Origin of the sequence: Deinococcus alpinitundrae (genome assembly GCF_009982895.1) — a bacterium.
In the GTDB taxonomy this organism is placed as follows: domain Bacteria; phylum Deinococcota; class Deinococci; order Deinococcales; family Deinococcaceae; genus Deinococcus; species Deinococcus alpinitundrae.
Map to the genome: position 1 here is coordinate 1 of NZ_WXZL01000332.1, position 261 is coordinate 261.

Consider the following 261-nt stretch of genomic DNA (forward strand, 5'->3'; position numbering starts at 1 on the left):
TAGGTTAGTGTGGGCGGAGTAAACCCCAATGGAATGTTTAATTAAGGTAGCGTACATTTGATTCTGTGGTACGGTCAAATCCAGATTACGCACCGGTCGAAAAATCAACGGATGATGTGAAAATATAAAATCACATCCTTTGGTAATTGCCTCTGCCACAACCTCGGGACGGACGTCTAAAGTCACTAATACGCGGTGAATGGGCTGGTTAAGATCTCCAATCTGCAATCCGACTGGATCCTTAGGAAAAGCACTTTCTTT

General features: G+C 43.7%; 1 protein-coding gene. It reads right to left on the reverse strand.

Annotated features, from left to right (window positions below):
• A partial coding sequence (locus GUI70_RS25900) for a Nif3-like dinuclear metal center hexameric protein (RefSeq protein WP_202630617.1) occupies window positions 1-261 on the reverse strand: 261 nt, incomplete at both ends.